The 25047-nt window shown below is 51.1% G+C and carries 20 protein-coding genes; 18 read left to right on the top strand and 2 right to left on the bottom strand.

All coding sequences use genetic code 11. The annotated features are described in order from the left end of the window. Both Q8O92_11130 and Q8O92_11125 read left to right on the top strand, forming a co-directional pair. Window positions 1-194: hypothetical protein (locus Q8O92_11130; protein ID MDP2983869.1), on the top strand; the 194-nt coding region annotated here is incomplete at its 5' end. 1 nt (window position 195) lies between these two features. Then, the gene (locus tag Q8O92_11125) at window positions 196-2742 is read left to right on the top strand and encodes an ROK family protein (protein ID MDP2983868.1); all 2547 of its coding nucleotides are present in this window, start codon (window positions 196-198) and stop codon (window positions 2740-2742) included. 74 nt (window positions 2743-2816) lie between these two features. Here the strand turns inward: Q8O92_11125 and Q8O92_11120 are convergent, their stop codons facing one another. Both Q8O92_11120 and Q8O92_11115 read right to left on the bottom strand, forming a co-directional pair. Beyond that, window positions 2817-3644 carry a protein phosphatase 2C domain-containing protein gene (locus tag Q8O92_11120; protein MDP2983867.1) on the bottom strand — a complete coding sequence of 276 codons (828 nt, stop codon included), beginning with the start codon at window positions 3642-3644 and terminating at the stop codon, window positions 2817-2819. A 62-nt stretch (window positions 3645-3706) separates the two neighbouring features. After that, complete coding sequence (locus Q8O92_11115) at window positions 3707-4252, bottom strand: FHA domain-containing protein (GenBank protein ID MDP2983866.1); 546 nt, start codon at window positions 4250-4252, stop codon at window positions 3707-3709. Between the two features lie 446 nt (window positions 4253-4698). Between Q8O92_11115 and dapA the strand changes: the two genes are divergently transcribed. From dapA to Q8O92_11035, 16 genes are all read left to right on the top strand, one after another. Then, complete coding sequence (dapA, locus tag Q8O92_11110; protein MDP2983865.1) at window positions 4699-5580, top strand: 4-hydroxy-tetrahydrodipicolinate synthase; 882 nt, start codon at window positions 4699-4701, stop codon at window positions 5578-5580. Window positions 5581-5817: 237 nt separating this feature from the next. After that, window positions 5818-6618, top strand: coding sequence for a dihydropteroate synthase (locus Q8O92_11105; GenBank protein ID MDP2983864.1), 801 nt, complete (start codon window positions 5818-5820; stop codon window positions 6616-6618). Between the two features lie 127 nt (window positions 6619-6745). Then, window positions 6746-8050 (top strand): AAA family ATPase, encoded by a 1305-nt coding sequence (locus tag Q8O92_11100; GenBank protein MDP2983863.1) that lies wholly within the window; start codon window positions 6746-6748, stop codon window positions 8048-8050. A gap of 424 nt (window positions 8051-8474) precedes the next feature. After that, on the top strand, window positions 8475-14441 hold the full coding sequence (gene sprA / locus Q8O92_11095; protein MDP2983862.1) for a cell surface protein SprA: 5967 nt from the start codon (window positions 8475-8477) through the stop codon (window positions 14439-14441). Beyond that, entirely contained in the window at window positions 14420-15349 is a 930-nt protein-coding gene (locus Q8O92_11090) for a M28 family peptidase (GenBank protein ID MDP2983861.1), read from the top strand. Before sprA ends, Q8O92_11090 begins: the two co-directional genes overlap by 22 nt. A 2-nt stretch (window positions 15350-15351) precedes the next feature. Then, window positions 15352-15744 carry a ComEA family DNA-binding protein gene (locus Q8O92_11085; protein MDP2983860.1) on the top strand — a complete coding sequence of 131 codons (393 nt, stop codon included), beginning with the start codon at window positions 15352-15354 and terminating at the stop codon, window positions 15742-15744. A 95-nt stretch (window positions 15745-15839) separates the two neighbouring features. Further along, window positions 15840-16754, top strand: coding sequence for a pilus assembly protein PilM (gene pilM, locus Q8O92_11080; protein ID MDP2983859.1), 915 nt, complete (start codon window positions 15840-15842; stop codon window positions 16752-16754). Window positions 16755-16757: 3 nt separating this feature from the next. Further along, on the top strand, window positions 16758-17774 hold the full coding sequence (locus Q8O92_11075; protein ID MDP2983858.1) for a PilN domain-containing protein: 1017 nt from the start codon (window positions 16758-16760) through the stop codon (window positions 17772-17774). 4 nt (window positions 17775-17778) lie between these two features. Next, on the top strand, window positions 17779-18375 hold the full coding sequence (gene rsmD / locus Q8O92_11070) for a 16S rRNA (guanine(966)-N(2))-methyltransferase RsmD (GenBank protein ID MDP2983857.1): 597 nt from the start codon (window positions 17779-17781) through the stop codon (window positions 18373-18375). A gap of 316 nt (window positions 18376-18691) precedes the next feature. Next, entirely contained in the window at window positions 18692-19213 is a 522-nt protein-coding gene (gene coaD, locus Q8O92_11065; GenBank protein ID MDP2983856.1) for a pantetheine-phosphate adenylyltransferase, read from the top strand. Between the two features lie 197 nt (window positions 19214-19410). Then, window positions 19411-20787 (top strand): FAD-linked oxidase C-terminal domain-containing protein, encoded by a 1377-nt coding sequence (locus Q8O92_11060; protein MDP2983855.1) that lies wholly within the window; start codon window positions 19411-19413, stop codon window positions 20785-20787. Window positions 20788-20893: 106 nt separating this feature from the next. Beyond that, a complete protein-coding gene (locus Q8O92_11055) occupies window positions 20894-22300 on the top strand; it encodes a hypothetical protein (GenBank protein ID MDP2983854.1) in 1407 nt (468 codons plus the stop codon). A 182-nt stretch (window positions 22301-22482) separates the two neighbouring features. Further along, window positions 22483-23739 (top strand): 3-isopropylmalate dehydratase large subunit, encoded by a 1257-nt coding sequence (locus Q8O92_11050; protein ID MDP2983853.1) that lies wholly within the window; start codon window positions 22483-22485, stop codon window positions 23737-23739. Then, window positions 23736-24233: a 3-isopropylmalate dehydratase small subunit gene (locus Q8O92_11045; GenBank protein MDP2983852.1), complete on the top strand. Its 498-nt coding sequence runs from the start codon at window positions 23736-23738 to the stop codon at window positions 24231-24233. Before Q8O92_11050 ends, Q8O92_11045 begins: the two co-directional genes overlap by 4 nt. A 41-nt stretch (window positions 24234-24274) precedes the next feature. Next, a complete protein-coding gene (locus Q8O92_11040) occupies window positions 24275-24469 on the top strand; it encodes an AAA family ATPase (protein ID MDP2983851.1) in 195 nt (64 codons plus the stop codon). A 105-nt stretch (window positions 24470-24574) separates the two neighbouring features. Further along, window positions 24575-25047 (top strand): hypothetical protein (locus Q8O92_11035; protein MDP2983850.1); only part of this gene is annotated, 473 nt, incomplete at its 3' end.

Here is a 25047-nt window from a genome sequence, read left to right as displayed (position 1 = left end):
ATTGCGTTTCTTTTCAAAATAGATGCCGAAACAAGTTCGGCATGACACGTGTCATCCTGAACTCGTTGCCGCTTCGCGGGAACGATAAAACCGTTTCAGGATCTAAATACTCAAAACGTGCGCAATTATTTATGTCGTCATGTATATATCGAGAAAGTATTGGGTTTACCGGTGAAGCCAATCTCAAGGTATAAATTGAGCATCGAAGCCGGCCAGATTATCACTCGCTCTGCCGAAGGAGGTATTTTCGGCTCGATCGGGAACAAACCGGCCAAACTGCACATCGACCACGATGGGATGATTGCAGGCTGGGACAGAGATTCTGCTCTCAAAGCCGAACACCGGATAGGCGCTCAAAACTGTATCATCGGTCCCGGATTCATCGATCTCCATTTCCATGGCTATGGCGACCAGAGCAATACCCGCTACTCTGAGATCGGGAGTTTCATGAACCCGATTCCTATCCTTGACAGAATTACCACGTACGGAACAACAGGCTGTCTGGCGACCCTTCTGGTGCCGGTCAGGGCGCGAAGATTTTTCGGAATCGATCTCGATGCCCGTTTTCGTATGCTGAGATCACAGTTAGCGGATATGGTCAACGAGGGTCCCGGACTTTTGCAAGCAAAAGCCGGGGTATCCCCGGAAGAGACGAGAGAACGCCCCCGAGCGCGTCTTTTGGGAATGAATCTGGAAGGCCCGAAGCTGAACGGCGAATTCTGCGGCGCTATTCCCTCCAATTCCATCTGGGACGCCACAGTCAGGGATATTCCCCGGATTATCGGCGAAGATGAGATGGGAGAACACCACGGCGTGCGCATGATGACAGTGGCGCCGGAAATGGACTTCCAGGGAGATTTCAGCTTCATAAGGTCGCTCTTGGACCGTGGAATCATTATATCATTGGGACATTCCGCCGCCTCCCTGGAACAGACTGTTGCTGCAATAAAAGCCGGCGCCCGGCATCTTACCCATTTCTATAATGCTATGGCGCCTCTTTCCCACCGTGATCCCGGAGTAGTGGGTACAGGGCTTATCGATCCCCGTATCTATGATGCCCAGGAACGTGGACTCAGTCTCGAAGTAATCTGCGATTTCATCCATGTCAATCCGGCTGTCCTCACACTCGCCATCAATCGTCACCACCTGGTGGCAGGCATCAGCGATGCAGTTGCTCACCCGGAAATGGAAGAGGGTACCTACGAATTTGCCGGACAGCGTGTTACCATCTTCGACGGCGCAGTCAGAACCCTTGAAGACGGACGGCTCGCCGGAAGCGCAATGACCATGCTCCAGACATTCCGCAATCTCCTCCTCCTCGGCGGAGACAATCCTGATGTTGTACAGGCTTTCGAAATGACTTCTTCCGCTCCTGCTCAGATTCTGGGTCTGAACGACTCCGGAAGAATCGAAAGAGGACGGCGTGCGGATCTGGTCGTGCTCGACAGCAATTATAACCTGCTCTATACAATCATTCAGGGTAAAATTGCTTATGACTCCGCTTCATATAAAACTCATAACAGAAAGTACCCCTTAGCGTTATCTTCACGAGTCGCTGTATCGAAGCCTGCCGGAAAGGAAGCGGTCATGGGGTTACGGGTCAGCGCGAACGCCCTCTGGTGCGGGTATGTGACCGAGGGTGAGAATGTGACTTTGACCCTGAGCGGCAGGAACGGAAATCCGGAGTACAAACAGGGTTTCACCGGACGAGAGGCCATCCTGGATTCAGCTTCGGAAGCGATCTTGGAAACCTGGCGGCATGCGCGCAAAGAGGGATATACCATTTCCGCTCTGGGTATTGCGGCCTCCGGTCTTATACACGGCGCCCGGGCGGTGACCGGAATGAATCTCCCCGCCTGGAACGACTTCGATATTGCAAGAGATCTCATGCGGAGAGCAGTCGAGCTTGACGGCGCATTTCCCAAAGAACTGCCGGTTGCTGTGGATAACAGTTCGAGCGCAATGGCAATGGCTATTGCCCGGACCAGGCGCCTTCGTGCGGCCATAGATCTGAAAAAAGGCGAGAACTTTGTATTTGTAAAGATCGGTTGGGGTTTGGGAACGGGGGTGATTGTAAACGAACGGCCCATTTCATCGATCGAGGATATATCACCCGACTATTTTCTCCATCTCCGTCAGGCTATAAAGAATATCCATGACGGTCTGCCTACTCTTCTCCACCAGACCATGCTCATCAACCGCCTGGTGGCCAAAGGCGAGCTCGCGCTCATGCGAACCTGTGATGAAGAGTATCCCGAACATCACCTTGAAACGCTGGTTTCCATGGGTGGTTTGATTCACTACGCCCGGGCGGAAGAAAAAAAGGCGGGAAAGATATTCTTTCGGAAAGATAAAATCCGCAGTATTATGGATGCTCTCGAACACGATCCTTATGCCTACGAAAACACCCGGTTCGAGTTGGAGATGACCATCAAAGACATTGTCGATGCCCTGCGCGGCACACCGGAAGAAGCAGAACATGCCGCCGCTGTTTTCGAGCGCATGGGCATGGCTCTCGGCTCCGGCCTTTTATCGCTGGCAAATACCCTCCAGGCTTCGATCCGCCGTGTGGTAATCCTGCCGCAGATGGGAAAGGAGTTCGACGAAGGAATTGACATCATGCGTCTGGCGGTCCTCTCCTCGCTCACTCAAGGCACAAATGAAGAAGGCTGGAAGGTGAATTTTATCAGTGCGGATGACGATCTTTTTATTCTGGGGGGAGCCACACTCTGTTACCGGTAGCAGACAGGCAGAATTTACATAGCTTAACGTATATTCTCAGAAGATAGAAGCATCAGCCCTGAGTATTTGGGCTTTTACTTAAACTGCGCCGCAATCACCGTAATGTTGTCGTACCCTCCCGCATCATTAGCGGCGCTGACCAGCCTTTGGCACATTTCCTTGGGCTCATGCGAAGATTTTACAATCGCGAGCATAAGGTCTTCATGGACCATCTCCCAGAGTCCGTCAGAACAGAGAATAACGGTGTCGCCTGGCCGGGGATCATACCAGAGGAATTCCGGCTCTTTCTCGTTGAGACTGCCGATGCATCTGGTGATACGGTTACGGAGGGGATGAGACCGTATTTCCTCTTCGGTGATTACTCCGGCATGGACGAGTTCCATAACCACGCTGTGGTCGTCGGTAAGTCTGCGGATAAATCTTACGGCTGGTTTCTCCGTATCGTCTTCTATTTTTTTCAAAACAACAGTCTGGGCATCGGCGTCATACCTGGCGGCAGATGCTGAAGGTGCGGCCGGGTCTTCGCCTTCATTTGATATCGCGTATGCCCGGGAATCACCGACAAAGCCGATCAGCAGGCGAGGATCCAGAAAGAGGGCGGACACAGCGGTGGTACCCATGCCCTCCAGGTTACGATCTCTCTCGGAAGCGGCTTTGATCTCGCTGTCCGCCTGTTCGATCGCCTGCCGTACGACATCCATCGCTTTTTTCCCCGAACCCAGATCATGTTTCTTAACAGCGGTTGAAATAATGTCGATAGCCATGGAACTGGCCACCTCTCCGGCTGCGGCGCCGCCCATTCCATCCGCGATAATGAGAAAATTGCTATCGATCAGGAACGAGTCTTCATTGTTTGTCCGTATACAGCCTTTATCGGTAACACCAACAGATTGCATATTCATCGCGCATTAATTCTCCACGTTGTAAGGGCCGGTGTACTGAAATGTAAACACTGTTATTTCAGCTATTTGGTAAAGAAGACGAGATATACCATCAGGATCAGGCAGACAACGATAATTCCGATTGAAACAGGGCTGAACCCCTTCCTGAGAGGCTCGGCAGTCTCCAGAGCTTCAATTTCCGGGACACTCTCCTCTGATTCCTCAACCATGTCTGAAGGAGGAGTTTCAAGGAAACTACGGTACATTTTACCGACAAACGTGGATTGAACGCTGAGCTTCAGGTGTAATTCGTAGCGAAGGAGGGTATCGCCGAGCTTGACCGTATCTCCGTTTTCAATGGTAAATCCCGTGCCGCGCCCCTTTTGAACGATTTTTCCCGAGACCTCGGTCCCGTGAGTGCTCATATCGGTGACAAAAACCCGCGAATAGTCGTTGGTGATCCGCAGAATGGCATGATTCCGTGAAACCGCCGGGTCGGTAATGATCAAATCGTTGTTATTCGCCCGCCCGATGGAGATCGGAGAGCTGTAAAATACTTTCTGCTGACCGATAAGGGATTTATCCGGCGACTCCAAAACACTGAGGGTTATGTTCCAGTCTTCCTGCATAGCATCATCTCCCCACAGGATTTTAATGTATTGGAATTAATGTGATAACTATATTTCTCCAGCCATTATTTGTCAAGGTCTTTCTGTTATTTTTCAAAAAACCTTTTCATAATGTCCGGTTTCATTACAAGTGGTCACTATGAAAACCTCTGAATTTCATTGACATATGAAATGAAAATTGCTATATTTTTAAATGTATAGTATATTTTTATACATGACGAAATATTTTATGTGTTTCTTTTCAAAATAGATGCCGAAACAAGTTCGGCATGACACGTGTCATCCTGAGCTCGTTTCAGGATCTAAACACTCAAAATATACGCAATTACTTATGTTGTCTTGTATAGATTGAAAGCATATGCTTGACTGCCGCTGCCGGGGAAACCCGGCTGTTCCGTATTACACTTGAGAAAACTATTCCATTACCAGTTACCACCGGAGGGAAAATGCTGAAACTTGAGGGTTCTTTCACCGCCATGGTCACTCCCTTCAGAAACGGGCAGATTGACGAGGCCAAAATAAGGGAGATGGTGGAGTTCCAGATCAAGAACGGTACCGCAGGCCTTGTTCCCTGCGGAACGACCGGTGAATCCCCCACCCTGACACATGAAGAACACCGCAGGGTGATTGAAATTGTCATCGACCAGGCGGGTTCACGCACCCTGGTAATAGCCGGTACCGGATCCAACAATACTTCCGAAGCAATCAGCCTGACTGAACATGCCATGAAGATGGGGGCCGATGCCGCACTCCTGATTACTCCTTACTATAACCGGCCCTCGCAGCCGGGACTCATCAAACACTATACCACGGTGGCGAAACATTGCAGCATTCCTCTCATCATATACAACTGTCCCGGCCGGACTGCGGTCAATACAACAGCCGATACCATAGTTGAACTCGCGGCTGTTCCCAATATCCTGGGCGTTAAGGAGGCTTCGGGAAACATGGATCAGATTTGCGAGATAATCCTCCGTACACCGGACAATTTTTTCGTGCTTTCCGGTGACGATTCCATGACTATTCCGATGATGGCGGTAGGTGCGAAGGGAGTAATCAGCGTTATCTCCAACATTCTTCCCCGGAAGATGGCCGATATGGTGGAATCGGCGCTTAAGAATGATTTCAAATCCGCGCGGGATATCCATAACGAGATGTTCCTGCTCATGCGGGCGCTCATGAAAGTTGAAACGAATCCCTCTCCCATCAAGACGGCAATGAATATCCTGGGACTGGAGATGGGACCTGTGCGTCTTCCCCTGGTCGAGCCTGATGAAGCCGGGAAAACTGCCCTTGAAAAACTCATAATGAATATTAAGATCATGTGAAAATTCTATCTGGGTGTACCATTAGATAATGTCCGTGATCATATATATAGATGCCGAAACGGTTTCATCGTTCCCGAGAAACGGCAACGGTTTCATCGTTCCTGCGAAGCGGCAATAAGTTCGGCATGACACGTGTCATCCTGAACTCGTTTCAGGATCTAAACACTCAATACACTCGCAATTATTTAAGTCGTTATATAGATTCAAAATCGTCCCTCGAAACTTAAAGGACCACTCATGTTCACCATAATTGCCGAACGCATCAACATGACCCGCAAGTCCATCCGCGCCAAGGTCTGGGAGCGCGATGATTCATTCATCCGTACCGAAGCGCTCCGTCAGGCTAAAGCCGGGGCCACCCATATCGACATCAACGCCGGCGGCGACCCCTCCAAGGAAATCGATGATATGATCTGGCTGACCCGGATTATCTCTGGTGAAGTCAGCCTTCCGCTCTCGTTCGATTCGGCAAATCCTCTCGCCCTTCGCGCCGGGCTTGAAATCTGCAACCGCTCCGGCTCCATCATCAATTCCATAACCATGGAAAAGGCCCGGGTGGAGAGTGTGCTTCCCCTGGTCAAGGAATTCAATACCGGGGTGGTCTGCCTCACCATGGATGATACCGGTATGCCGGAAGACCTGGATGGCCGGGTGAGGATCATCGAGAACATCGCCGGACTGTTCAGAGAAAACGATATATCGCTCGACCGGGCCTATTTCGATCCCCTGGTGCGCCCGGCCTCGACCAATCCGGGGCAGGCGCGGTTTATCCTCGAAGCCATACGGTACACAAGGGCGAACTATCCCGAAGCGCATATCGCCCTCGGCCTCTCCAACATCTCCTTCGGCATTCCACGGCGGAACAACCTGAACAAGGTGTTCCTGGCCATGCTTGTAGCGGTCGGCTGCGACGGCGCCATTGTCGATCCCACCGAGCCGGACATAATGACCACTCTCTCTTCTGCGCGGGCGGTCATGGGTTATGACGAGTACTGCATGGAGTACCTGACCCGGATGCGCGAGGAGGGGCTTGCCTGAGGCCTGATTATTGAAATTGCTTCCGAATACATAAGTTTATTAACCAAAGATAAAATATTCATGTAATGAGCGGTGAATTCAAGAAAGAATCAAGAATGATTCTCCAGGAAGTCAAGGAGGTCTTCGAATGATTACCAGAATCAAGATAAAAGGTTATAAGTCCTTGATTGATATGGATATACAACTCCAACCCTTTTCTGTTCTCGTGGGTCCGAATGAAGCAGGCAAAAGCAACTTTTTAGATGCTCTCCAGCTTTTGTCGAGGATTACATCCGTTCGAACTCTGAAACAGGCATTTGAGCCTCCTAACCGTGGTAATCCGCTTGAATCATTTTCCTTTGGACAGGAAGGAATCAAGGGGCTCTTAAAAAAAGACAGGGTGGCTTTATCATTTGAAGCTGATATAAAGCTGTCAGATACTCTTATTGATTCTATTCATCAACAAATCCGGATAATGAAATCTCCCGCAAAGAACGATGAAAATGAGCTTAACCATGCAGATTCTAAAAAAATAGAAACATATTTACGATATAGAATTGAGATTGAAATCCTTCCTCAATCCGGTTTCTTGCGATTAACAGATGAATATCTCGCTCCACTGAAACACAACGGCGAGATAAAAACCAGTCGAAATCCCTTCATTGAAAAAGTAGGTGACTGCATCCATGTTCGTATGGAGAGTCAGGCGCATCCAACCTATTATCCTCTTCACCTTGACCACAGCATCCTGTCCCTGCCCTTTTTTACTCCTCATTATCCTCATATCGCCGCTTTGCAGAAAGAATTCCTGAGCTGGCATTTTCATTTTTTCGAACCACGCGCGCGTATGCGCGCTTCAAGTCCGGTGAAAGAGGTACGTTATATTGGATACATGGGAGAAGAGCTTGCTTCCTTTCTAAACACGCTGAAGGTATCTAATCCCGGTCAGTTTCATGCACTCGAAAAAGCATTGAACCTTATCGTTCCTTCTATTACCGGGATCGAAGTTTCAGTAAACGACCACGGAGAAGTCGAATTACATGTATCCGAAGGGCAGAAACCGATTCCATTGGGTATCGTTTCCGAAGGTACTCTGCGCGTCCTGGGATTACTGGCCATGTGGGGGGTGAAAGAGCCTCCGTCTTTGGTCGGTATTGAGGAGCCTGAAAACGGAATTAACCCGCGCAGAATAAAACTGATTGCCGAGCTCTTGAAAAACAAGACTTCCACGGGAAAAACCCAGCTTATCGCCGCCACGCATTCTCCCATCCTGACCGATCTTATACCCGATGAAAATCTGTATATTTGCCGTAAACGGGAAGGGAAAACGCTCCTTGAACATTTTTCAGCCTGGGGATCATTATCCAGAAAGACTGTTTATGAAAAGGCGCTTGATGAGGAAGAGGGTATTGACGCTTCCGGTGGGCGTATCATGCAGGATGACGCGGAATAGGCGAAAGATCATACTATACACGGATACCGATGCCCTGCTTCTGCGGTATAAATGCAGGGAACCTTTTCGGTATGACATGGTCTGGTCACCATGAACTTGTTTCACAGATGGTCATTCGTATCTTTTTCTCTTGCGCATTTTCACTGTATGCTATATATTTACTTGATATATGCTTCAAATACTGACCGTAAAGCGGAGGACTGCTTATTCGCTAAATGCGATCGCGGGGTCCCCGGCTTTTGTTTGCAAAAGCCGGGGTGCATCATGATTTTCTGTTCGAAACGGTTTCATTGTTCCCGCGTAGCGGCAATGGTGCTGTTTTTGAACTTAACGTACGCCGATCGCAGATAGCTTAGGTACTATGGGTAAGCATGTCCTTTTTTTACGGGGTCCCCGGCTTTTGTTTGCAAAAGTCGGGGTGTATTTGGCCGGTTGCCTTGTTCTCCTGGGTATCCTCCTGATTCCTGCCGCCGCCGAAGATTATACGAACGATTCCTGGATCCAGAAGAAATCGGATAAATATCTGTCCGGTGAAAGCTACACCGTGCCTGCGGGCGACGATCTCTTATATCTTCTGAAAAAAAACGCTTCTGATTCTCTGGATGTTCGGGACATCACAATCGGTGTTCGTCCCAAAGTAAAGATTCCTCCCACCGCCAGCGTTGTGAAAGACAGCATCGACTCCCAGAATTCACGCGCTGTGCGCCAGACCCTCATCCCGGGGCTGAAAGTTGAAAAATATTATTTCATTCCTTTCAGCGAATATGCCAGAAAAAATCTCGAAGAAAGCCTTTTCGCCACATGGCGTAACAACGCCCAGCGTATGGCTGGTTGGAGCGCAGAAAAGAAGGGAGGCGGATTGACAGATCTTGATTTCAGTCTGCCGGTGGGGAAGCGCTTTGAACAGTTGCTCGGTGGGAAAACCCGCCTCGACATCAACGGTTCGCAGACCATATCCTTTTCGGGGAGAAGCGAGTACGATAAAGGGCAGATTTCCACCTCGGTTTCCAAAAATTCTACCTTCCCCTCGCTCGCCATGAAACAGGAGCCGCAGTTTTCCATACGGGGCATGGTGGGAGATCACATCGAGATAGATATCAAGCAGGACCCGCAGGCGCAGGGGTTTTCTTTCGGGAAGGGACTCGAAGATAATATCCATATCCGATATAAAGGCGACGAGAACGCTATAATACAGAACATTGAAGCCGGCAATACCTCGCTCAACCTGGAAGGGGCCACATTCGCCGGCTACCAGGGCAGCCACAAGGGCTTATTCGGAATACGGTCGGAAGGAAGGTTCGGCCCGGTCAAGTTCACCGCCATCGCTTCCCAGGAAACGAGCGAAGCGAACACCAAGACATTCCGCGGCTCAGCGGAAGAAGCCAAGACCCAGATCCGGGATTACAACTACAAATCCAACACCTATTTCTTTTTGGATCACCGGTACAAAAACGTCTTCGCGGAAAATCGGACTTCTCTGGACATGATCTATTACAATCCTGCCGATTCACTAGTGAAGATCGAGGTCTACGAGGATGACGGCATCCAGTCGAACGATACCAGGGAAGGTACCATCGCCCTTCCGGGCATTGCCCGACCCATGAACATGGATAAAACCATTCCGGTTAAAAGCGAGGGAATCACCGGTTTCTTCCACCGCCTTGATCCTGCAAGTGATTACGCGATCGACCGCAGGCTGGGGTTCATCGTTTTCCGTGACAGGGTGCAGGATACTTCGACTATAGGCGTGTACATGGAAACCAAGAGCGGGGTAAAATTCGGCAGTCTTGACTATAAACCCGATGTTCAAGGCTCTAAAATGGAGCTTAAGCTCATTAAATCAAAGAGCCAGCGTCCGACCGATACAGACACCTGGGACCTGGAATGGAAAAACGTCTATGATCTCGGGCAGAGGAATATCGACCCGGAAGGCCTCGAGATCCGCATTTTCAGGGAAGGATCGAACGGTCCGCCCAAAGATACCCAGAACGGCGTTCCCTATATCCAGATTCTGGGATTGGACAAGAATGACGAACAGGGAAATCCCAAGCCGGATAACAAAGTGGATCTGAACCGCTCGGTGGTGGACACCTACCGGGGGGAGATCATTTTTCCGCTCCTGCATCCGTTCGACTCTGAACCGCCGGCCGGGGTGACAGTGGAGCTGGACCCGAAAATTCCCCAGATATACAATACCCAGAATCAGCAGGAGAAGATCGAGGCATCCAAATACTACATCGAGGTCAAAACCGCTAACCGTCTGCAGAGCTACAAAATCGGGAGCGGCGGCCTGGGCGGTATCGCCGAGGGCAGCGAGCGCGTTACTGTGAACGGAAAACCGCTGACCAAGGGCACAGACTACACCATCAACTACCAGACCGGCGAGCTAACCTTTACCAACAAGGAGGCGCTGGGGCCCAACGCCAACATCCAGGCTACCTATGAGGAAGTGAATGCCATGCAGTCGATGCAGAAATCTCTCTTCGGTGTCAGGGGCGAGTACGAATTTCTGGGTAATTCACGGATCGGAGGAGTTCTCCTCTATAATAATGAATCCACCCCGGATCAAAGGGTGAAACTCGGTCAGGAGCCTTCCCGCACCATTTTGTTCGACACCGATACCATTCTTAATTTCGAGCCGAAATTCCTCACCAGGATGATCGATATGATACCGGGAATCATGACTAATCAGAAATCCACGGTACGCCTCGAGGGTGAGTTGGCCCGGAGCATTCCCAACATGAACACCAAGGGGGTAGTGTACGTTGACGATTTCGAAGGCTCCCAGAACACTCCGCTGGGAATCATCCGCACCAATTGGACTACCTCTTCGATTCCGGACCCAAAAACCACCCGGGGTGCCGCCCTTCAGCGGGGAAAACTGTGGTGGTACAATCCCTGGGACAGGGTGGATTCGCGGTTGATCTGGCCCAAAAAGGAAACCGCTTCCGGCGAGAACACCGTGTACGTGCTGAATCTTGATTATGCCAAGAAACCGGGTGTTTCCGATGATCAATCCTTCGGAGGGGTGATGAACGCTTTCTATGGCACCGGACTTGATATGTCCCACTCCCGGTTCCTGGAGGTCTGGGCAAGAGGAAATAAAGGCGACCTGAAAATCGATCTCGGCGCCACAACAGAGGATTTCTTCCCCCTGGACAATCCAAACGGCCTTCTTGACACCGAGGACCGGCCCATTCCGGGAATGGGCCATGGCGACGGGATACTGACTACTGAAGAGGATACCGGCCTGGACGGGGTTTCCGATAAGGATGAACCCGGTTACAGCGCCGGGAACACCGATCCCGGCAAAGACAACTGGAGCTACAAGGACAAGAATGATTATTCCCATATCAACGGCGCTGAAGGCAATCGATTCGACTCGGACCGCGCCGGTGTTCCCGATACGGAGGATATGAACAATAACGGAGTTCTCGACACCAAAAACGCGTATTATGAGTACACCATCTCCCTCGGTAATGCCTATGACCCCTATCTGGTGCAGGATTCGGTTCCGAAGGGTAATCCGGGCGGCTGGCGCCTTTTCCGGATCCCCCTCTGGAATAATCCCCAGGCGGCGGTTGGCGGAACAGAACCTCCGGATTCCACCCGTATAGAATTTTCACGGCTTTGGGTGACCAACACCGACTCCACGGTAATACAGATTGCCAGCATGGAAATTGTGGAGTCTAACTGGCTGGAATCCGGAATATTTGACAGCAATAATAAGAATATCTCTCTTACAGTGAGTGATCGGATCCGTATCACCCGGGTGAATACCGATGAAAACCTGGATTACAATCCCCCGCCCGGAGTGTCGAGAGAGATCGACCGGACAACCAAAGTCCGCCGTATGGAACAATCCCTGGTAATCGAGTATCAACAGCTTTCACCGCAGAACTCCGCGTTCATATACCGTAATTTCGAAAAGATGGATTTCACCGACTACACCGCGCTCAAGATGTTTGTCCACGGGGCGGATGATTTCCCGGATCCATCGGTGAAAACGAGTGATATGGAGCTTGTTCTAAGATTCGGGGCGGACAAGGATAATTACTATGAGTACCGCGCCCCTCTCTTCAGAGGATGGGCGCAGGAAAATTTCGTGGAAGCTGATTTCGCCCGATGCACCGCGGTAAAATTGAAAGCCGATTCCACGATGATAGTGAATGGAAAGGTGTATACATTCCATGGCTCGCCTTCTCTCCCCAACATCAAAGTCATATCCATCGGCATTCGGAATAAAAGAGAGACCGGAAGTATGACCGGACGGGTATGGGTGGACGAGCTCCGTATGGATAACCTTCGGCCAATGACCGGAACCGCCGCACGGCTCAGTTTGAATACAGATCTGGCAGGATTCGCAAATGTTGCCGCCAAGATTATGCACCGCTCATCGGATTTCCACGACATGAATGCCAAAAAAGGCTCCGGAAGTGACAATACCGACTGGGATTCCTCTCTAGCAGTAAACCTGGACAGGTTCGCTCCGGCTCGCTGGAGGCTGAATCTGCCGGTTACCGCAAACATTTCCAATTCCCAGCAAAGTCCTCGACTCCAGCCCGGGTCGGATGTCATTCTTGATTATGAACAGAAGCTTGGTTATCTCTCCACTGCCTCCACCAAAGCGCTTCATTTCACCTACGGCAAGGGAAAGGATACCTCTCGGAAAGGCGGGATCAAATCAACGCTCATCAACTGGGGATTCGAAAAGATGAACGTCAACCTGGACTGGGGCGAGCGTGTTTCCGATAATCCGATGTCCGGCAGCATATTCGATGCCAGAAAACAGGCAAAAATAACCTATAATATCGATCCCACCGCAAAAAGTTTCAAACCCTTCGCCTGGATGAAAAACTGGAATTCGGAAACAGGGAAAAAGCTGTCCGCTCTGGATTTCTTCTATAGTCCCAACCAGTTGGTATATGATTTTGTTTATGATGATGGGAACAAGATACAGACCAACCTGGACAATGTATCCGATACCACCAAGGTCAGGACGATCAAAGAATCTTACACCTTCGGGTACAGCCCTCTCACTGCACTCAAGTATGATTTCCGCCGTAACCTGTCGCATGACATTTATCTGAAAAAGGAAACTGATTTTATCGAAACAAATAATATCACCTTGACCGGGCCGAAATTCACGTATCTTACCAACAATTACACCTATACTTCCTCCTATACCGAGAAGAATAATCCACGGTACAGCCTGTCCAGCCAGATGGGAGGGATGCAGGTTGATTTCCGGAAGTCCTTTTCCGTGAATACCAGCCTGGCCTGGGAGAAAATGTTTGAGGATTTCAGCGGCAAGGCGGGACCGCCAAAGGCGGGATCACTGGATCAGATGACCACACCGAAACTGAATATTCAGGACATGAAGACACCTGGCATTACAAAACCTGACACCACAAAAGTAGAAAAAAAAACCAAGAAGGAGGAAGCTCCCCAGCTTCCCAGGGGCCCGAGCCTTCGAACCATGGTCTTCATGGCCATATCCAAATCGCTCAATCCCCTGTCATTCACCTACCGCAGGGATAACCAGCTCAATTACTGGGGAGTGTCCGAAAGGCCGGGTTTCATGACCCGGTTCGGGCAGGGAGCAATCTCGTCTTCTGATTCGAGCACGATTTCCGCGAGGCAGAATACATCGGGAGGCACCGAAGATTATTCCATGGATACGATAATCAGGCTGCCGATGGAAATGGAGGTATCGGCAACAATGAAAAAGACTACCCGGCAGCAGTTGTCTGCTTCAGCCAACACCAGATCGGATCAATCAACGTTTCCGGATATGGATTTTCAATGGAATTCCCTGGAAAAGAGAATCCCGCTCCTGAAACGGTATGCCCGAAATGTAAATGTAAAATCCGGCTATACGATAACCAGGCAAACCGATTGGCTGAATGAAGGCTCCACACCGAATTCCGATCGTCTCGAGCACAGTTTTTCTCCTCTGTTTAATGTGAATGCCATATTCTTCGGAGAACTGCAGGGCAGTTTTTCCCTGGCCAGATCCTCGGAAACAAGCCATGCCCTTTCCGGAGAAACGACAACTACATCCATATATGATAAAAACGATATGACCGCCTCATTTACCTACCGTTTGTCGCCAACCGGCGGAATTTTCAGCAAACTGGGGCTTAAAAGCAATGTCGATCTATCGCTGAATCTCACCAAATCGGGGACCCAGCGGCAGCGAAGCGTCGAGAAGAACACCATGGCAGTGACCGAGAAGAACGATTCGTGGGCCATTTCACCCAAAGCCGATTACCGGTTCAGCGACAAGTTTACAGGCGGAGCGACCATGGATTTTCGGAATACCAAAGACCTTACCAACCGGGTTCACATAATCAGAGAGGTGTCCATATGGGGAAAGCTGGTATTTTAGCGGTAGTCATTCCGATACCGGCCATCCTTTGCATCCTTTCCTGCGGGGGATCGTCCGCCCCTGCGGCGGGGACGCCCTCTTTCGATTCCGCCCGTGCGTTTGGATACCTGGAGCGTCAGGTTTCGTTCGGCCCCCGTGTGCCCGGAACGAAAGCCCATGATGACGCCCTTGCATGGATAACCGCGACTCTCCGTGAATTAACTCCCCAGATAGGCGCCCAGCCGTTCCGGGATGTTTTTTCCGGCAGCGAGGCGGACATGCAGAACATCATGGTCTCCTTCTACCCGGAAAACGGTCGCCGGATACTCCTCTGCGCCCACTGGGACAGCCGTCCCCATGCCGACCAGGACCCGGACCCCGCAAAACGTGAGGAGGCGGTCCCCGGCGCGAATGACGGCGCAAGTGGGGTCGCAGTTCTTCTCGAGGTCGCTCATGCTCTCAAACAGGGTGAAACCCTTCGCAAGAAACCGCCGGTGGGTGTGGATATAGTCTTTTTCGACGGCGAGGATGGAGGCTCCGACGGAAAGGAGGAAACATGGCTTCTGGGCTCGCGGTACTTCGCCAGGATCATGCCATCATCGTTCAAGCCTTCCTATGCTGTTCTCCTGGATATGATCGGCGACAGGGACCTTTCTCTTTCGAGGGAAAAAAATTCCAGAGAGGGCGCTCCCGATGTCTGGAATAAAATTATGGAGCAGTGCCGGAAATTGAACATCGCGGTAGATTCCTCCGAAATCAGCATCCTTGATGACCATGTGCCGCTCATCGAGAGGGGGATTCCGGCAGTGGACCTGATCGATTTCAACTATCCGTTCTGGCATACCGTCTCCGATACACCCGACAAGTGTTCCGCAGCCAGTCTCGGTAAAATCGGGACACTCCTCCTGAATCTGATCTATGAGGAATAACCATGGCCCTTTTTACACGCCGCGACCGGATAGCCATCGCCTGCATCTCCGCTCTCATACTGGCCGGGTGGGGTGTCAGGCTTCTCCTGCTTCCAAAAGCACCGCAGGATGTCCGGATAATTCGCGGAGCAGTGAGTCCCCCGGCGTTATTCAATCCGGCGGATTCCCTTGCGGCGAAAAAAGCTGGAGAATCCCTCCTGATAGATATTAACGCCGCCGATGCCGCTCTTCTCGAAACCCTGCCCATGATCGGCCCGGTCAAAGCCGCCGACATCATCCAGTACCGTGAACAGCACGGCCGATTTTTAAAACCCTCCGACATCATGAAAGTAAAAGGGATCGGTCCGGGAACCTACGAAAAAATAGAGAAACGCATTACGGCGGGAAACCCGTAGAGGACATCAAAAAAAAATCTTGTAACAAGTCTGAAAAACTCTCTATATTATATGATGGAACACTATCCATTCCTTTACATTACGGGAGAGGGGATTTGGCTAAGGGAATCGGCATTCGATACAGCATGAAAGGGCTTCGCGCCCTGGAAACGGAACGTTCGGAAAGCGGTTTATCCATTACCCGGATTGCTGCCGCTCCCATTCACGAAGACGCAGGCTCATTTCTGGCAAGGCACGGGTTTGAGGCGGATACCCCGGTCGCAGTCAGTCTTGGACCCGGCGATTTCCTCTCCGTATACATGATCCGTGAGGAAAACATGGATGACAAGGACATGGAAAGTCATTTAAAATGGGAAGTCCAGCAGAAAATGATCTCGGAACAGTTTGAATACAACTATGATTTTGTTGCGGGAAACTCTGCGGCGTACATGTTCGCAGGCCGTAAGGCGCTTATCAACTCGCTGAAAAATTTATTTAGCCAGGTTATAACCGATGTGGAACCGGTCGCGCTTTTGAACGGCTGCGAAGGGGCGGGAGAAATCGATTTAGAGACACACCACGGTGTGTCTCTCCTGATTTCAACCGAGGCGGAAGGTATTTCCTCGATCGTTCTCCATGACGGTAATCCGGCGGCTGTGGAATCATTTCCCTTACAACTGAGTGAGTATGCGGAAAAGATGCCCGGCCTTGATTTCGACGGCTCGGAAAAAAACGACAGTGAGAATTCCAGGCAGTTTGTCAAATATATCGGCAGCTCTGTAAACAGGCTTACCTCGCGTGGTGAAGACAAGAAAAAACCTACCCCGCAGCGCCTGATTCTTGCTGGCGGCGGTGTATATCTCGATGACCTTGCCGAACAGATTGAAAGAGAAATCGGCATCAGTACTTCTGTTTCGAATCCTTTCCGGTCTCTCAAGGTGGATTTCGCAGTGGAGAAATCGCCCCTTGAGAGCTTTGGGGCTGCCTTTACCACCTGTTTCGGTTTGGCGCTCCGGGCCATGGAGGGATAGCGTATGCTGAAACTCAATCTCTCCGGTGTAATGGATGAAGAGACTCAGCGCGCTGCGTCTGAACAGAATCCACACGATCCTGCAGCTCTGCGCGCTAAAAAAGAAACCGGTAAAAAAATACCCCTTACCGATAAAGAAATACCCAAAGCGGAGATTCCCCAAACACCCCCTCTCTCTGAAAAAAAGAGGAAAGGAACAGGATTCCGGATAAAGAAACGCCCTCTTATTATCGGACTGATTATTCTTCTCGTTTTGGGGCTTGGGTATTTTCGCGGCGGATATTTCCTGAAGCTGTTCTCTCCGCAAAAACAGAAAACCAGCGCAGTTTCTCCGCCGGCTGCAAAACAAAAAGGCAATGCCGTTCCGGCAGTAACTCCATCCAGTCAGACAAAACCGGTTTCTTCCGCCGATTCTTCGGCCAAAAAAGCAAAACCCTCATCGGCGGCCGCGGTAACAGCGGATGATCTGGTGCTTGTGACTCTGGACCGTATCGGCGAGGCAGCCCCTTCCCATGTCTGGCTGACCGAAGCGGAGGTTCGTGTTGACGGCGTCTATGACATAAAAGGAATGTCATTTTCCTATGCGGCCATGGATTCGTTTGTGACCGCATTGGAGAGCATAGGCTCGGTCACGGGGAAGGACATTCCGAAAGTATCCAAATCCCCTGATACTGTGTATACTTTCTCTGTTTCAGGGAAACTGAGCGGGGCCAAGACATCGGAAATTCTGGATGTCATCCCGCCGAGAACCCTTGCCTCACTGGGGGATTCTCTGAAATTTCTGGCAGAACGGGAGGGTTCAGTCGCACTGAAGTTCCCTAAAACAGGCCAGACAATCCAGGATAATGATCTCCCCTTTCAGGTAGAGGGATCGTATTCCGGCATGAAAAAGATGCTTGGCGGACTGACCGCCAACAGCAAAAACAGGATTTACCGGCTGGTAATACGGCCTGCGGGAAACGGCGGCGGCTTTAACCGGATCAGGGCGTCTTTCTCGCTCCGGACCGTTTCCTCGATTTGACAGGATGAGAATCATCGCCGGAAATCTGCGGGGGAGAAAATTGAAAGCTCCCAGAGGGCTTGCCACCCGGCCTGTGCTGGCCAGGGTCCGCGAAGCCCTTTTTAATGTGCTGGGCAGCCTTGAGGGTTTACGGGTGCTCGATCTTTTTGCCGGCACAGGCGCCATTGGACTGGAGGCGCTTTCCCGAGGGGCGTATTCCGCAGTTTTTGTGGATTCCGGCGCTGAACAATGTGCAGCCATCCTCTCGAATCTCACTGCTCTAGGAATTGAGGGTGAAGTGAATCGCTCCGATGTGAACCGGGCGCTGGACAGATTCAACATGATGGGAAGGACATTCGATTTCGTGTTCGCGGACCCTCCCTATGAACAGGGTATGGGCAGTATGACCGTAGTTAAAGTTTGCGAGAGCGGAATACTTGCGCCCGCCGGGGTCATGGCGGTGACAGTGCGGAAAACGGAAGAGCTTCCCCTTAAGGCGGGTACATGCCGGATGATATTCGACCGGCGGTATGGCGATACAAGGCTTGCGATGTATGGAAGGAAAGAGGATGAAGGCAGCCTAAAACCCAAGGCCCAAGGCCCAAAGGGAAAGAATGTCTGAACCGCGGATGGTCAGGATAAACGGATTCACGGGATAAAAGATTTTTCATCAGAGCCTTTTGCAAAAGTCAAGATTGTTGGATGCAGCCCCCTTTCTGTCCTTCGGACATCCTTCCCCCGAAGGGGGCAGGACACGGATTTAGCATGCCTGCGAAGCAGCAACTACCGTTGAGCAATGACTTCCCTTGCCCCCTTCGGGGGAAAGGGACCGAGGGATAGGGGGCTGTAGTTAAAAAAAACTTATCTTCTTTATAACATATAATGCGACTATTGCAAAAGCTTCATCAGAAACAAGCATACAGGAGGGATACCGGACTGTGAAACTGGCAATTTACCCGGGGACTTTTGATCCCATTACCAGGGGGCATATGGATGTAATCACCAGGGCCATTCGAATCTTTGACCGGCTTGTGGTGGCGGTAGCGGAAAATCCGTCCAAGAAGCCGCTTTTCAGTTTTGAAGAGAGAATAAATCTGGCGCGGCAGGTGTTGGAAAGCATGGAGGACTGTGACCGTGTTGAGGTTGCAGGATTCCAGAACCTGACCGTGGACTTTGCCCGTTCTATCGGTGCATCTGCAATCATCCGCGGACTTAGGGCAGTATCGGATTTCGAGTACGAGCTCCAGATCGCGCTCACCAACCGTAAACTGGCGCTGGATATCGAGAGCGTGTTTCTGATGCCCTCGGTGGAATATATCTATCTCAATTCCTCGGTCGTTAAACAGGTCGCCAAGCATGGAGGCGATGTCCGTAGTTTCGTCCCGGAAATTGTGATGGAAAAACTTGAGGAAAAGTTTAAAAAAATGAAGCTGAAAAGCAAAAAGAAGTCTGAACCTTGATTCGCTTGACAGGATTAACTTGATTTTTAGATTATTGCTGTGGTGATAAAATACACGAATGTATTGTTAATAATAGATGCCGAAACAAGTTCGGCATGACGTTTTTCATCATCTTTTATCATATTTATCATACGCATCAGTGGTTCAGACAATTTTTTCCCCTTTGTGCCTTTTTTACACTTTTAGGAATATAGCCCATGATACGATCTGAAGTAATCCGTGAACTGGAACAGGCGGTCGGCGCGGAAAACGTCTCTGCCGACCCGAACGATCTGATTGCCTATTCCTACGACAGCCAGCCGGAGAAGGGGATGGCTGATGCCATGGTATTGGTATCCAGCGTCTCCGAAATCGCGGCTGTGGTTAAAATAGCCGTCCGCCGTAAAATCCCCCTTGTGGCGCGGGGAGCGGGCAGCGGCCTGACCGGAGGGTCGGTGCCGGAACGCGGCGGTATCGTGCTCAATCTCGAACGCATGAACCGTATCCTCCGTATCGATGTGGAGGATCGCATCGGCTACCTGCAGCCGGGGGTGATCACCGCCGACTTCCAGAAAGAAGCCGCCCGCAAAGGCCTCTTCTATCCGCCGGAACCGGCGTCTTCCCAGCATTCTACCATCGGGGGGAATGTGGCCGAATCCGCCGGGGGGCTGACCTGCGTAAAATACGGTCTCACCAAGCAGTTTGTGGCCGGGCTGGAATTTGTCACCGCCTCAGGCGAGATCGTACGCACCGGAGTCTATTCCGACCGTGAGACGCCGTTCGATGTGGGAGTTCTCATGATCGGCTCCGAGGGCACCCTCGGCATCGTCACCGAAGTGGCGATGCGCCTGATTCCCCTTCCCGAGGCAAAGCGGACCATGCTCGCCCTGTTCCGCACTCTTGATGAAACTGTCCGGGCATCCAATGCGGTGCTTTCTTCCGGGGTGGAGCCGACAGTGCTGGAGTTCATGGACAAAAGCTGCATCGACACCGTGTGCGAATACGCCGGAGTGGAGATTCCAGAAGGAACAGGCGCGCTCCTGCTCATCGAGCTGGACGGCGACGAAGAATACCTCGCCCTGGCGGAGGCCAGGGTCATGGGCGTACTGGGGAAACTTAATCCGGTGGAGCTTAAAAGCGCCAAAAATTCCGAAGAGCGTGACGCCCTATGGAAGCTCCGGAAGTCCATCTCTCCGGCAATTGCCCGCATCGCGCCGCTCAAGTTCAACGAGGATATCTGCGTGCCGCTCTCGCGTATTCCCGAGATGTGCACCTTTGTGGAAGAACTGGGGAAACGCCGCGATGTGCGGGTGGTTTCCTTTGGTCATTCCGGCGACGGCAACCTGCACATCAATTTCATGACCAGTTTGAAGCGCCCCGAGGAGGTCTCGCGGGTCAAGCTGGCGGTCGAGGAACTCTTCCGCGAGGCGGTTCGCATGGGCGGCACCCTTTCCGGCGAGCACGGTATCGGGATGATGAAGCGGCCATACCTAAGAATCGCGATGGACGGGGCGACCATTGAGTTCGAGAAGAAGGTCAAGCGCGCCCTCGACCCGGTGGATGTGTTCAATCCCGGTAAGATATTCCCGGAGTGAGACCCTCACCTCACGCGGGCGGGGGGGAGTACCGATCCAAACGCTGTGAATATTAAAAAATCTTCTCTCTATGCCTTTCCACTACACAGCCATGAGGAGGTTTATCATGTTCCACTTTCTTTTCCTCGGTTTTCTCCTGTTACCCGCGCCCCTTTATGCACAGGTTTCACTTGAACAGGCTCTCGATACGCTCGTGGCCGCTCCATGGACAAAAAGCCCCGCTGCCCTGCCGGACAGCAAATCATGGACAATTGAGCAATACACCATCCACGACACCGGAGAACTGCAAGGTTATGACCTCAGGGCATTCGAAAGAAATATAGATTCTTTAATATTAAAACTGTTCACCTATTCTGAACCATCTCTTACTTCATCCAGTGAAATAATTCTGATGGGGTTTGTTCAGGGAATATCGCCAACAGAAGAAGGGGCGAAACCGCTCCTTGAGAAAATGACGGCTTATATGAAAAGCCGGGGATTCGTTGACAGCGCCCCCGACTCCATCACGAAGCAGATGGCGACCTGGAGATTAATTCAAAGTTGTACATTTCTGAAAAAAGGAGAGCTGAGCTGTGCGATATTCTTAAAAAAAGATGATCGAAATAATAGGTGGCTGATCAGAACTATGGTATTCCACCCCCTCTTTCAGGAATTCAGAAACAAATGGATGGCGGAATGGCCTAAATATTGGGATTCGCAATATATCATGCCTGAGAAATTGATCAGGGAGCTTGAGAATAGGAAAATTTCTCAAATATTTTCTCCGGCTTTGTGGGAAAAAATCAATAGCATTTCTTTATCCCTCAAGAGTCCTCCCCCGCGCAAAGTTAATACCATACCGGTAAATGAACTCATCACCGCGTATGAAACTATTGACAAGACAACCGTGCCTGAAAACGACCGGCCAGCCTTTCTTCTCCTCAAGAATTACCTTGCCCGTTACCTGTTCATATGCGGTTTAGGAAAAGAAATTACCCCGGAACAAAAGAAATGGCTGGAGAGCTATGGCCTGGAATATACCTGGTCGGAATTGGGGATGACCTTTAGCTACGGAGAAACAGTGCTCCAGAAACTCATTGACGGAAATCCGAATTCATACTGGGGTCAGTTCGCTTTCCTCGAATTGCTCGAACGGGGATTTGATACTTCCGGGATGTGCCGGGAAGGCCAGGATCAATGGAGGAAAGTGCTGGAAGAAGGATTCACTTTTCTGAAAAAGTATCCGGGATCCGAATTCGCTCCCGATATAAAGTTCTATATGGGGCAGGCGGAGGAAACACTTTTCAACCTCGGTATTATCAAGGATCACCCGGCTAGAGATACGTATCGTTTGAGTATGAGTTCCTACGCGGACAAAAGCGAAGATGCCCGTAAGCAGGCCATCGGATACTACGATGAAGTCCTCCGGTCGCCTCAGAAAGGATTGTATGAGAATTACCTGAAATATATTCTTCCAAGACTTCGCGCGGGGTTCGCTACCGGGACAGATTACTATTTTTGCTTCTATGATTGAGTAAAAGGTTGCCTCTCCTTCTACATAGATCGATAAATCTCCAATAAAAATATGGACGTGCAAAAAAGGCATTTTTTTATTATGTTATCTATGTATCCCTTTGTGGATTGAATGTATCTCAATAGTGTACAAATAATACACATTACTTTGTAAATAATACATAGTAGCCCACAGGAGACCCCATGGGACTGACCCTTTCAGAAAAAATACTCTCAGAACATGCCGGCAAGGAGGTGCACGCCGGGGAGCTTGCCATTATCGATGTCGATGTCTGCCTGACCCAGGACGGCACGGGCCCGCTGGCGGTTCGCCAGCTCGAAACCCTGGGCATGGTCAGGGCGGCTAAACCCGACAAGACAGTTGTTTTCATAGATCATGCCGCCCCTTCATCCCGGAAGGAGCTTTCCAACGATCACATGCTGCTCAGGAATTTCGCGTACAAGACCGGGGCCTGCCTTTCCGATGTCGGCGACGGTATCTGCCACCAGGTGATCAGCGAGGGCTGGCTCAAACCCGGCGATGTGCTCATCGGCGCGGATTCCCATACCTGCACCGGGGGGGCGATGGCGGCGTTCTCCACCGGCATGGGTTCGACCGATGTAGCGGTCGGGATCGCGTTCGGCAAGACCTGGATGCGTATCCCTGAAACCATCCGGGTGAACCTGACCGGGCAGTTTTCCAAGGGGGTGTATGCGAAAGACCTGATGCTCTTTCTCATCGGGCAGATCACCGCGGACGGCGCGAATTACATGGCGCTCGAATTCGGTGGCCCGGCGGCGGAAACCATGCCCCACTATGAGCGCATGGTGCTTGCCAACATGGCGGTCGAGGCAGGGGCCAAGACCGGGCTGTTCGCTTCCGATAAGCAGACCTGGCTGTTCCTTGAATCCCAGGGGCGGGGGAAAGATTACCGTCCTGTCAAACCCGACCCCGATGCGGTGTACACGCGGGTGATCGATATCGATCTTTCCCGCCTGGTTCCCATGGTCTCTTTCCCGCATACGGTGGACAATGTGAAAACTATCGACCAGGCAAAAGGCGAGAAGATGGATCAGGTGTTCATCGGCACCTGCACCAACGGCCGCATCGAGGACCTGCGGGTGGCCGCATCCATTCTCAAAGGGAAAAAACGCCACCCGCACACCCGTCTCCTGGTCATCCCGGCTTCACGGGCCATTTACGGCCAGGCTATCGAGGAGGGGCTTCTCACCATATTCAACGACGCCGGCGCATCGATCAACACCCCGGGCTGCGGCCCCTGTGTCGGAGTGCATCAGGGAATACTCGGCGACGGCGAGAAATGTCTTTCTACCATGAACCGTAATTTCAAAGGCCGCATGGGTAACCCGGAGAGTTTCATCTATCTGGCCAGCCCGGCCACCTGCGCGGCGAGCGCCATTGCCGGTGAAATAGCCGATCCAAGAGAGATGATGGCATGACAATGAGAGGAAAAGCATGGAAATTCGGGGATAATATATCCACCGATCTGATCGCGCCCGGAAGGTATTTCCACCTTCGCTCCAACCTGGAAGAACTGGCCAAACATGTGCTCGAGGATGCCGATCCCGCATTTGCCTCCAGGGTTCAGCCCGGCGATTTCGTGGTCGGCGGGAACAACTTCGGCCTGGGTTCCTCACGGGAGCATGCGCCGATAATCATCAAACTCGCAGGAGTATCGGCGGTGATTGCAAAATCTTTCGCCCGTATATTCTTCCGGAACGCAATCAACATCGGTCTTCCGGTTGTCCAGTGCGACACAAGTGAAATTCAGACCGGCGACGAAATGGTGATTGACCTTGCCAGAGGTACGGTGGAGGATGTCACCCGGGGCTTCACCCTGCCCTTTCCGCCTCTTCCTGACGCCATGCGCATCATTCTCGGAGATGGCGGTCTCGTGGCGCATATCAAGAAGCATGGGGAGTTTAAATTGTAATATTAATATCTTGGAATGATAACTTGCACGGGAGGGAACCGATGATCAATCGGCTGGAATTGAAGAATTTCACTGCATTCGATGAATTGTTGATGGATTTTTCCCCCGGTGTTAATCTCATCATCGGGGAGAATGGAACGGGGAAGACGCATATTCTGAAAATTCTGTATTCCGTTCTTTCTGCGTTGAAAGACGGGAGAAGGGTTTCGGAAAAAATTGTCTTAGTGGTTAGTTAAGGGGGAGAACTTTATAATTTTGTTAACATCAATAATATCAAATCCTTAAATATTAAATAGCATAATACTTTTGACAGTACCATGTATAGAAACAGGGGAGAAACAATGAATAAACGAGTGAAAAAAACGGTGAGTTCGATTTTCATCGGAGCAATGATTTTCTTCATTTCATCTCTTGCCTGGGCGCAGGGCAGCCTGGAAGGACGCAGGCAGGTAGTTCTGGAAGGCAAAGCCGCTCTTGTCAGTGTGGATACAGCCGGGGGATCGATCGTTGATTTCCATCTCTCCGGCCAGAATCTCAATCCCCTCACCTGGAACTACCCTGATAAGGGCGATCTTAAACCCCGCACCATCGGGCATTTCATCTGTTTTGACCGCTGGGGGCAGCCCTCGCAGCAGGAGCTGAAAAACGGAATGCCTTTCCATGGTGAGGTTGCGCAGGTCGAGTGGCAGGTTCTCTCTCAGCCGGTGAAGAAAGCCGGGGCGGTCGATGCGGTAATGGTCTGCCGCCTGCCGATAGGAGGGCTTGAGCTGAAGCGGTTTCTGTCCCTCTCCGATGCTTCCCCGGTTTTGACCGT

Source organism: Candidatus Latescibacter sp. (genome assembly GCA_030692375.1).
Classification (GTDB): Bacteria; Latescibacterota; Latescibacteria; order Latescibacterales; family Latescibacteraceae; genus JAUYCD01.
The sequence above is the reverse complement of the archived record's forward strand: the minus strand, read 5'-3'. Positions and strand labels throughout refer to the sequence as shown.